Here is a 6,910-nt window from a genome sequence, read left to right as displayed (position 1 = left end):
GTGGCGGCGACTGCTCGGGGAGCTACGCCGCCACAGTCCGGATGCCCTGCTGATCCAACTCGAAGATCCGGCTTCCCCCCAACCCCTGCTGGGGGATCTGCACCTATCCCTGGCCAACATGAGCGAGCTGGCCCGCTTCACCCGCGGCCTCGCCCTCTTCGTCAGTTGCGACACAGGTCCCCTGCATCTGGCTGCCGCGAGCGGCGTGCCCTGCCTCGGCCTCTTCACCCAGACAGACCCGGCGCGCTACGGCTGCCTCGGTGCCCAGCACCTCAATCTGGTGATCGAGGATCGCAATGCCATCCCCCTCGACGGGTACTGGCTGGCCGAGGCGCTGGCGCGGGAGGCGCCATCGCAGGGGTGGCACAGGCCGCAAAACCCAGCACCATACCCGCAAACCGGCGCCCCCCTGCTGCTTACCCCCTGAGGGGCTTAAGGCCCTCATGCAAAAAAAGAGGGAAGGCCTGCGCCTTCCCTCTCTCGTTATCTCAGTGCTCTTGCGTTGTCTGCCGAGCAGTAAGAGGCTGCTCAGGCCAGTTCGGCTCGCAGCGCCCGGGTCGCATCGACCATCACCTTGAGGGCAGCCGTGGTCTCTTCCCAGCCGCGGGTCTTGAGGCCGCAATCCGGGTTGACCCAGAGGCGATCGGCCGGGATCTGTCTGGCCGCCTTGCGGATCAGATCCTCAATCCAGCCCTGGCTCGGCACGTTCGGGGAGTGGATGTCGTAGACGCCCGGGCCGATTTCGTTGGGGTAGTTGAAGCGCTCGAACGCTTCGAGCAACTGCATCTGGCTGCGGCTGGTCTCTATGGTGATCACATCCGCGTCCAGCGCCGCCACCGCCTCTATGATGAGGTTGAAGTCGCTGTAACACATGTGGGTGTGGATCTGGGTGCTGTCCACCACTGGGCTGGCGCTCAGGCGGAAGGCGCGCACCGCCCAGTCCAGGTAAGCCTGATGATCCTGCTTGCGCAGGGGCAAGCCCTCGCGGATCGCCGGTTCGTCGATCTGGATGATCTTGATGCCGGCGGCTTCGAGATCTGCCACCTCGTCGCGAATGGCCAGGCCAATCTGCAGGGCGGACTGCTCGCGGCTCACGTCTTCCCGGGGGAAGGACCAGCAGAGGATGGTCACTGGCCCGGTCAGCATCCCCTTCACCGGCTTGTCGGTCAGGCTCTGGGCGAACTTGGTCCACGCCAGCGTCATGGGGGTCGGGCGGTCGATATCCCGGGTGATCACCGGCGGCTTGACGCAGCGGGAGCCATAGCTCTGCACCCAGCCGAAGCGGGTGATGGCAAAGCCGTCCAGCAGCTCGCCGAAATACTCCACCATGTCGTTGCGCTCGGCCTCGCCGTGCACCAGCACGTCCAGCCCTATGGCTTCCTGGCGCTCAATCGCGTCCTTGATCTGGGCCTGAATGCCCGCCTCGTAGGCAGCGTCGTCGATGCGACCGGCCCGCCACTCCTGGCGAAGCAACCGGATGTCGGAGGTCTGCGGGAAGGAGCCGATAGTGGTGGTGGGCAAGAGCGGCAGCTTGAGATCATTGCGCTGGGCTTCGGCGCGTACCGGATAGGCGCTCTGGCGGTCGAAATCGCTGTTGGTGAGGCTGGCCAGACGGGACTGCACTGCCCGCTTGTGGACCCGGCTGTCGGACTCCCGATCGACGATGGGCTGGCTGTAGGCGGTGATCTTGTCCAGATCCCCTCCGTCCAGGTAGTCGGAGAGCAGCCCCAGCTCGTAGCACTTTTGCAGGGCGAAGGCGAACCAGCTGCGGGTCTGGGGATCCAGCTCGTGCTCCAGGGTCAAATCCACCGGGCTGTGCAGCAGGGAGCAGGAAGAGGCAACCCAGAGGCGCTCGCCGAGCTTGGCTTTCAATGCTTTCAGGGTCGGCGCCAGCTTGCCCAGGTTGGCACGCCAGACGTTGCGGCCGTTGATGACGCCAGCGGAAAGCACCCACTGGGCCGGCAGATGCGGGACCAGGGTCTCGAGCTGCTCGGGGGCGGCCACCAGATCCAGGTGCAGGCCATCCACCTTGAGGCTGGTGATGATGTCGCGCTGATGGGCCACAGAGCCGAAATAGGTAGTGAGCAGCAGCTTGCAGGGGCCGCTCAGGCTCTCGTAGGCGTTGAGGTAGGCCAGGCGCCACTCGTCCGGCAGGTCCAGGGCCAGGGCCGGCTCGTCAATCTGCACCCATTCCACTCCCTGGGATGCCAGTTTCGCCAGGATCTCCTGATAGACGATCAGCAGGCGGTCGAGCAGCTCGAGGCGGGAGAAGCCGCTCTCTTTCTCCTTGCCTAGCCAGAGGTAGGAGACCGGGCCCAGCAGCACCGCCTTGACCGGCAGCCCCAGCGCCTTGGCTTCTTCGACCTCTTCAAAGAGTTGGCTCCAGCCCAGCTTGAAGCGCTGATCCCGGCTGAACTCGGGCACCAGGTAGTGATAGTTGGTGTTGAACCACTTGGTCATCTCGGCGGCGGCAGCTGCGGGGCCGGTCGGCGCACGGCCACGGGCCACCCGGAACAGGGTGTCGAGATCGGTGTCGCTCTTACCATCGACAACATGGCGGTGACGGGCAGGCACGGCGTCCACCAGCAGGCTGGTACCGAGCACCTGATCGTACCAGGCAAAATCCCCCACCGGCAGCAGGTTGACCCCGGCGGTGCGCTGGGCCTGCCAGTGGCGTTCCCGCAGGCTCTTGCCCACGGCGACCAGCTCGGCCTGGGTGGTCTCGCCGCGCCAGTAGGATTCCAGGGCAAATTTCAACTCGCGCTTGGCGCCGATACGGGGGAAGCCCAGGGTGTGTGCTCGTGTCATAGGTCCAATTCCTTATGCTCATTCATCTGATGGGAAACTGGATGATTTAGCCATCCAGATGTTTACACATCTAGAGTGACGAGATAAGGTGGCCTTGGCTATTGAATCCTCTTCAACTGGCTCTCAAGAAATCCTCAACTGACGCACAAAGGAGCAGTGCCATGGGTGTGCCCAACCAGTCGACCAGCCATCAGAACACCAACGCGGGCATAGATCTCAAGCACCTGAAGACCATCAGCGCCCTGGCCGAGCAGGGTTCACTGGCGGGGGCGGCCCTCTGCCTCAACCTCACCCAGTCAGCCCTCTCCCACCAGTTGAAAGAGCTGGAGACCCGCCTCAATCTGGAGCTTTATCTGCGCAAAAGCCGCCCCCTGGTATTGACGGCAGCCGGCCAGCATCTGCTGGCCCTGGCCCGTCAGGTGCTGCCCGCCCTGGCCCAGACCGAGCGCCAGCTGCTGGCCCTGCACAGCGGCGATGCGGGCAGGCTGCACCTGGCGCTGGATTGCCACAGCTGCATCCAGTGGCTGCTGCCGCTGTTGCCGGGCTTTCGCCGCCAGTGGCCCGGGGTGGCGCTGGAGGTGGAGTCGGTACCCGGCTTCGATGCCATCAGCGCCCTGCTCGGTGGTCAGCTCGACTTGCTGCTCACCTCGGACGTGCAGGCCCGCGGGGATCTCCACTTCGAGCCCCTGTTCGCCTTCGATCTCACCCTGGTGATGGCGCCCGATCACCCCCTCTGTCACCAGACCAAGATAACCCCGGAGGATCTCAAGCAGGAGGTGCTGCTGGTCTACCCGGTGGAGCGGGCCCGCATGGACGTGTTCAGTCGCTTCCTGCAACCCGCCGGGGTGGAACCCGCCCGCTGCAAGCCGGTGGACAACACCTCGGTCATGTTGCAGATGGCCGCCGCCGGGCTCGGTGTCGCCGCCCTGCCGCGCTGGGCCAGCGAGGAGTTCGTGCGCCAGGGCTTGCTCGAGGCGCGCCCCCTGGGCAGCGGGATCCGCCGCCATATGTACGGGGCCGTGCGGGCCGCCGATCGGGATCAGCCCTGCCTGCAGAGCCTGTTCGAGCGCATTCGCACCCAGATGGCCGAGCAATAAAAGGGTATGAAAAAGCCGCCCCAGGGGCGGCGCTCACGCTTTCTTTTCCATGTGCCTGCTCTCTGGCACCTCAGGATCCCTAGTCGCAGCTGGCGGCCCCCTGCCGTCTCGGGCAGTTGCCACAAAGCTCCCCATCCCCTCGCCTGTAGTGCAGGCAGCAGCGCTGGCGCACATAGCCAGGGAAGGCCTCATCCCGGGGGAGCGAGGCCGGACGCCAGCCCGCCAGATGCCCGGCGGGCAGAGCGCAGGCGGCGAGCCAGAGCGGCGCATGGGCTTGGACCACCTCTGGGCTTATCTCCCCGAAGAAATCCGGCACCCGCACCAGGGCCGCCAGCAGATCGTCCGCCAGGAGCGGGCGCACGAAGCCGGGGCGTAGCCGCTGCACCTCTCCAAGCAGCGCGAACAACTCCTGCCAGTGGGCCTGCAACCGCTCACCCGCCACCTTGATCAGGGTCTTCACCTCCCCCTTGATCATGGGCTCCGCCGGCAGGCTGAAGCCGGACACCAGCCCCTCCTGATAGCCCTGCCCCATCCGATCCAGGGCGGGCACGGCCCCCACCCGATAGACGGCCACCATGGCGAGATAGATGGACTGCCAGCAGAGCATGCCCCAGCTGCGGGTCAACCAGTAGGCCGCCCCCGCCTCAGGGTGCGCCTGCTGCCAGTGGCCATGCAGGGCAGCCGCGACCTCGTTCGGGGCGCCATGAGGGGGCGCCATCAGCAGCGCGGAGGACTCCCCCGCCAGCCGCCCCTTGAGGGAGGGGATGAGCCCGGCCGCCGCCGCAAACAGGGCGTCGTGATCCGCCAGCAGGGTATGCTGGCTGTACACCGCCAGAGCGCCGAGGCCGCGAGGCAGGGCGTGCTGGTGGCCATCGGGACCCGCAGAGGGGGCGTGCCCCGGCGCAGGTCCGGGGCGCAAGGTCAGAATACGTATTTGAGTCGAGCCTCCACATTGCGCTCAGCCCCGAACCAGCAGTTGTTCTGGTCGTAGCAGGAGTAGTAGGTCTTGTTAAGCAGGTTGCTGGCGCTAAGGGATGCCCCCACCCCCTTCAGGCTCGCGCTGAGGGCGGCGAGATCATAGGAGGCGGACATGTCCATCAGCAGATAATCCGGTACTGTGTCGGTGTTGGCGGCATCGAGCTGCGCCTCCCCCACGTAGCGCAAGCCGGCGCCGACCCGCATCCCCTCCAGGCTGCCGCCCGCCTGGTAGTTGCTCCAGAGCGAGGCCATCTGCTTGGGCACCCAGACCGGGGTCTTGCCCTGCAAGTCTGTGGTGTCCTTGGTGATCTCCATGTCCTGGCGGGTATAGCTCAGCGCCAGATCCAGCCGGCTGGTGAGATCGGCGCGCCCTTCCAGCTCTATCCCCTTGGAGACGATTTCGCCGGTCTGCAGCTTGGGCCCGTAGACGTTGTCCGGATCCGTCACCAGGGCGTTTTGCTTGGTGATATGGAAGGCGGCGACGGTGAAGGTCTTGCTCATGTCCTCGGAGAGGAACTTGAGCCCCCCCTCCCACTGGTGGCCAGTAGAGGGATCGAACGCCTTGCCGCTCTTGTCCGCCCCCGGTACCGGCTCGAAGCTCTCGGCATAGCTCACATAGGGCGACAAGCCATAGTCGAGCTCGTAGAGGGCGCCGAGGCGGAAGGAGAGGTTGTCCTGATCGATCTGGGCCAGGGACTGGCTGGCGGCCCCCAGGTAGAGACCGCGGCTGTCGGTGTCCATCCGGTAGCTGTCGTAGCGGGCGCCGCCTATGGCCACCAGCCGGTCGAGGCGCACCTGATCCTGCAGATAGACGCCGGTCTGGGACTGACGGATGGTCTTGCGATCCTCATAGGAGAAGGCCAGGGCATCCGGCCGGATCTGGTTGTGGTCCGGGTTGAAGATGTCGATGGCGGGGGCAGAGTAGTCGAGGGTGTCCTGATAGAGGATGCGCGCGTCCAGATATTGATAGTCGACCCCGAGCAGCAGGTTGTGCTGGGCAGGCCCCGTCATCACCTTGCCCGCCAGCTGGTTGTCGATGACAAAGCCCTTCGACGCCTCGTCGGTCAAATAAGCGTTGCGGGCCAGGGTGCGGTTGTCCGCCGCCAGGGCCGCGTTGTAGGTGTTGCGCTGATAGGCGGAGGCATCCATGTAGCGGGCGTTTTGCAGCACCTGCCAGTCCCCGTTGAAGTCGTGGCTCAGCTTGTAACCGAGCAGGGTCACATCCCGGTTGTACTCGTTCCAGTTCTGGTCACCGAGGAAGCTATCGCTGCCAAGCTGCCCCAGGGGGTTGCTCTTGACCGAGCCGCTGGCGGGTACAGTGGTGTAGATGCCGGCTTCGGGATCTTTCTGGTAGTAGAGGTTGAGGTTCAGCAGGGTGCGCTCGCCGAGCTGCCAATCCAGGGAGGGCGCAAAGACGTAGCGCTCCTCCTCCGAGGTCACCGCCTGCCCCTCCTTCTGGCGAGCCAGCCCCACCACACGGTAGGCGAGCTGATCGTTGATGGCCCCAGTGCTGTCGAGGCTCATCTCCTTGAGAGTACCTGTCCCCGTCGCCACACTCACACTGTGATTGCTCTCCCGCTGGGGGCGCTTGGCAATGAGGTTGACCATGCCGCCCGGCGGCATGCTGCCATAGAGCACCGAGGTCGGCCCCTTGAACACCTCCAGCTGCTCTATGGCCACCGGATCTATCTGGGGTTGCAGGTTCCACTCGTTGTATTGCAGCAAGAGGCCGTCGTAGAAGTTCTGGTAGTTGTCAAAGCCGCGGACGTTGAACAGATCCAGCCGGTTGACCGCCCCGCCGCGCAGCTCGGTATTGACCCCGGGCACGTAGCGCAGCGCCTCGCTCACCGAGCTCACGCCACGCTGTTCCAGGGTCTCGCTCTCCACTACCGAGATCGCCTGGGGCGTCTCTATGGGGTCGAGCCGGGTCTTGGTCGCGGTGTTGCGATAGGTCTGACCCAGCACCGTCAGGGTCTCGTCGGCCAGCGCCGCGCCCACCAGCCAGGACGCGGCGCTGGCCGACGAGA

General features: G+C 65.4%; 5 protein-coding genes. 2 read left to right on the top strand and 3 right to left on the bottom strand.

From position 1 onward, the window contains the following. On the top strand, window positions 1–427 hold a 427-nt coding region (locus tag BN1127_RS12505; RefSeq protein WP_042649682.1), incomplete at its 5' end, for a glycosyltransferase family 9 protein. 101 nt (window positions 428–528) lie between these two features. Here BN1127_RS12505 and metE read toward each other — a convergent pair. Further along, window positions 529–2,808, bottom strand: a complete 2,280-nt coding sequence (gene metE / locus BN1127_RS12500) for a 5-methyltetrahydropteroyltriglutamate--homocysteine S-methyltransferase (protein WP_042649681.1) — start codon at window positions 2,806–2,808, stop codon at window positions 529–531. A 161-nt stretch (window positions 2,809–2,969) separates the two neighbouring features. Here metE and BN1127_RS12495 point away from each other — a divergent pair, with 161 nt between their 5' ends. Further along, window positions 2,970–3,905 (top strand): LysR substrate-binding domain-containing protein, encoded by a 936-nt coding sequence (locus BN1127_RS12495; protein WP_042649680.1) that lies wholly within the window; start codon window positions 2,970–2,972, stop codon window positions 3,903–3,905. Window positions 3,906–3,984: 79 nt separating this feature from the next. On the opposite strand, the gene BN1127_RS12490 is transcribed toward BN1127_RS12495, so the two are convergent. After that, window positions 3,985–4,761, bottom strand: a complete 777-nt coding sequence (locus tag BN1127_RS12490; protein ID WP_249366307.1) for a siderophore ferric iron reductase — start codon at window positions 4,759–4,761, stop codon at window positions 3,985–3,987. 65 nt (window positions 4,762–4,826) lie between these two features. Next, the coding region (locus BN1127_RS12485; RefSeq protein WP_042649679.1) for a TonB-dependent siderophore receptor at window positions 4,827–6,910 on the bottom strand (2,084 nt) is incomplete at its 5' end.

It is taken from the genome of Aeromonas media, assembly GCF_000819985.1.
Taxonomy (GTDB): domain Bacteria; phylum Pseudomonadota; class Gammaproteobacteria; order Enterobacterales; family Aeromonadaceae; genus Aeromonas; species Aeromonas media.
Note: the sequence above shows the minus strand (reverse complement) of the source record. Positions and strands in the feature narration are given on the sequence as shown.

Bases quoted from the DNA above. Each gene is read 5' to 3' on its own strand.
- BN1127_RS12495 (WP_042649680.1), top strand. From the start codon at position 2,970: ATGGGTGTGCCCAACCAGTCGACCAGCCATCAGAACACCAACGCGGGC.
- metE (WP_042649681.1), bottom strand. From the start codon at position 2,808: ATGACACGAGCACACACCCTGGGCTTCCCCCGTATCGGCGCCAAGCGC.